Source organism: Flavobacterium sp. (assembly GCF_044338735.1).
GTDB lineage: Bacteria > Bacteroidota > Bacteroidia > Flavobacteriales > Flavobacteriaceae > Flavobacterium.
The window spans coordinates 1-3,618 of sequence record NZ_JBIIWV010000195.1; the positions used below are offsets into that span (position 1 = coordinate 1).

Consider the following 3,618-nt stretch of genomic DNA (forward strand, 5'->3'; position numbering starts at 1 on the left):
TTGATTATGAATTTTATAAAAAGCACCACATTAATTTTACAGGTAATTTTGCAAATGTGGGCAATAGAATTTTTGAACATTTAGAAGATTGGTTAAAAAAACCAAAACATACAGGATATGCCATAGGATATGGGATGGAATCGATCATTGGACCAATAGAAATTAAACATTCATGGTCCCCTGAAACAGGAAATCATTTTACTTGGTTTTCAGTTGGTTTTTGGTTTTAAAAATAAAAAAATAACAAAAAAAATACATTTAATGTAAATTTCTGTCAGATTGTTTTCAAAAAAGTTTATTTTTGGAATTCAAATTTAAAATAATTACTTATGTCTATTTGGAGAGTTAAGCCAGTTTCAGCATTTGAGGCTGATATGAAAAAAAGTGAATTGAAGAAAGTACTCGGAAAATGGAGTTTGACTGCTATTGGTGTAGGAGCTATTATTGGAGGAGGAATTTTTGTACTAACAGGAACAGGCGCCTATTATCATGCTGGGCCTGCATTAGCTATTTCTTTTATAATTGCTGGAATTGCCTGCGTTTTTGCAGCGCTTTGTTATTCAGAGTTTGCTTCTATTTTACCTGTTGAGGGCTCTGCTTATGCCTATGCCTATGGAACAATCGGTGAAATTTTTGCATGGATCATAGGTTGGGGATTAATATTAGAATATGCAATGGGTTCAATGACTGTTGCAGTTTCTTGGTCTGGCTATTTTAATAAGTTGCTCAAAATGTTTGGGATAAAGCTCCCCGATTGGCTAACATCAGATCCAGCAAGTTATACAGGAGAAGGGTTTTCAATGAATTTACCGGCTTTATTAATTGTATTATTTGTAATTTCAATATTAATAAAAGGGACTCAAAGTGCAGCTAAAGCAAACAATATGATTGTTATACTTAAAGTTTCTGCAATTATATTTGTAATTATTGCGGGTGCTTTCTTTATCAATATTGAAAATTGGACACCCTTTATTCCAGAAGCTACTCAAATTGTAGATAGCGAAACCACTCATCAAGCATATGGTTTTAAAGGTATCGTTTCTGGTGCAGCTGCAATCTTTTTTGCATACGTTGGTTTTGATGCCGTTTCAACACAAGCTGGAGAGGCAAAAAATCCTAAGAAAGATGTGCCATTTGCAATCATTACATCCTTATTAATATGTACGGTTTTATACATTCTAGTTTCTTTAGTGTTAACTGGAATGATGAATTATAAAGATTTTGATCCACTAGGACAATATCCAGACGCAATTAAAGCGCCAGTAGCTTATGCATTTGATATTGCTGGGCAAGCATGGGCTGGATATATTATTACAATCGCCGCTACAGTAGGATTAATTTCTGTATTGATGGTTATGATTATGGGACAGTCTAGAATTTTCTTAGGAATGTCTAAAGATGGTCTTATCCCTCAAGTGTTTTCAAAAATTAATCCAATATCTGGAACACCAAAAACCAACTTAATGATCCTTGGCGGAATTATTGCTGTAGTTGCAGCGTTTACTCCAATTAATAAATTGGCAGATATGACCAGTTTCGGAACATTATTTGCTTTTACAATGGTGTGTGTTGCGGTATGGATTCTAAGAGTAAAACAACCTAATCTTGAAAGAACTTTTAAAGTACCGGCACTTCCTGTTATTGCAGTTTGCGGAATACTAATTAATACCTACTTGATGATTAACTTAAGTAAAGATGCGCAAATGTTGTCTTTAGGTTGGTTAGCAATTGGCGTAGTGGTGTATTTCCTTTATGGAAAAAGAAATGCTAAACTAGGCAAAAAAGAGTAATAAAAAATAAGCCACTTTTTAGTGGCTTTTTTTAATTTTTTACGACATTTGTACTATGAAAAGTTGGAACGGATTATTAGCCCATTTGAAATTCCTCATCAAGAGAAATCCTGAGTGAGTAATTTAATGTGCCAATTAGATACTATGTCCATTTGCAAATTATCTAATTATTTCATTGTCTAATTATCTAATTTAAAAAAAAATGCCAATATATCATAAATTAGGAGAAATCCCTCACAAACGACACATCCAGTTTGAAAAACCAAACGGCGGATTATACTATGAACAACTTTTTGGTACCGAAGGATTTCATGGACATTCTTCATTATTATACCATGTGCACAGACCAACACAGGTTAAAGAGATTACTAAATCTTATTCTGTTGAACCAAAAATAGCCATTGGTAAAAACATTAAATCGCTATTATTAAAAGGTTTTGAATTACAACCAACTGACGATTTTTTAGAAAGCAGAAAAGACATGCTTGTTAATAAAGATTGTATTATCGGATTAGCCGCACCAAAAAAATCATTACGCAATTATTTTTATAAAAATGCCGATGCAGACGAAATGATATTTATCCATAAAGGTTCTGGTAAACTTAGAACTATGATGGGAAATATAGATTTTGAATATGGCGATTACTTAATTATTCCACGCGGAATGATTTATCAAATTGATTTCAATTCAGAAGATAATCGCTTATTTTATGTCGAATCTTATGCGCCATTTTATACTCCAAAAAGATATAAAAACGAATCGGGTCAACATTTAGAACATTCTCCATTTTGCGAAAGAGATTTTAAATTACCATCTGAAATAGAAACCTATGACGAAAAAGGTGATTTCTTAATCAAAATCAAAAAAGAAGGCATGATGCACGAGGTAGTTTATGCTACACATCCTTTTGATGTTATTGGTTGGGACGGATATAATTTCCCATACGGATTTTCAATTCATAATTTTGAACCTATCACAGGTCGTGTGCATTTACCGCCGCCAATTCATCAAACATTTGAAACAGCAACATTTGTAGTCTGTTCTTTTGTACCAAGATTGTACGATTATCATCCAAAATCAATTCCAGCTCCTTATAATCATAGTAATATTGATTCTGATGAAGTGTTGTATTATGTTGATGGTGATTTTATGAGTAGAAACAATATCGAACAAGGTCATATCACTTTACATCCAAAAGGAATTCCTCACGGACCGGCACCTGGCGCTATGGAAAGAAGTATCGGTCATACCGAAACAAAAGAATTAGCTGTCATGGTAGATACGTTTCGTCCATTAATGGTTACGGAAGCAGCAATGGGAATAGACGATGGAAAATACTACAAATCTTGGGTGGAGTAGCCTCCCCAACCCCTCCAAAGGAGGGACTTTTGAAAAACGAAAATAAAATAATTAATACTAAAAATCCTATTCACCCCTAATAGGAATTCCCCCTTCGGGGGTTAGGGGGCTTATTATGTCAGATCAATTAAAATCAGTCGAATACGGCTTAGAAAAAATATTTGAAGGCGCACAAGATTTCTTGCCTTTATTAGGAACAGATTACGTAGAGTTTTACGTTGGAAATGCAAAACAAGCGGCTCATTTTTACAAAACTGCTTTCGGATTTCAATCATTAGCGTATGCAGGATTAGAAACTGGTGTAAAAGACAGAGCATCTTATGTTTTAAAACAAGATAAAATACGTTTAGTATTAACAACCGCTTTAAACAGTAATTCACCTATTGGAGAACATGTTAAAAAACATGGAGATGGCGTTAAAGTCATTGCACTTTGGGTTGAAGATGCTAGAAAATCATTTGAAGAAAC

At 33.7% G+C, this 3,618-nt stretch carries 3 protein-coding genes and 1 pseudogene; all 4 read left to right on the top strand.

The genetic code is table 11. From position 1 onward, the window contains the following. Positions 1 to 230: pseudogene (locus tag ACIQZC_RS09900) on the top strand (patatin); the annotation flags it as partial. 99 nt (positions 231 to 329) lie between these two features. Beyond that, positions 330 to 1,790 carry an APC family permease gene (locus tag ACIQZC_RS09905; protein WP_396139061.1) on the top strand — a complete coding sequence of 487 codons (1,461 nt, stop codon included), beginning with the start codon at positions 330 to 332 and terminating at the stop codon, positions 1,788 to 1,790. A 202-nt stretch (positions 1,791 to 1,992) separates the two neighbouring features. Beyond that, positions 1,993 to 3,150, top strand: a complete 1,158-nt coding sequence (locus ACIQZC_RS09910) for a homogentisate 1,2-dioxygenase (protein WP_396139062.1) — start codon at positions 1,993 to 1,995, stop codon at positions 3,148 to 3,150. A gap of 115 nt (positions 3,151 to 3,265) precedes the next feature. Beyond that, positions 3,266 to 3,618: VOC family protein (locus ACIQZC_RS09915; protein WP_396139063.1), on the top strand; the 353-nt coding region annotated here is incomplete at its 3' end.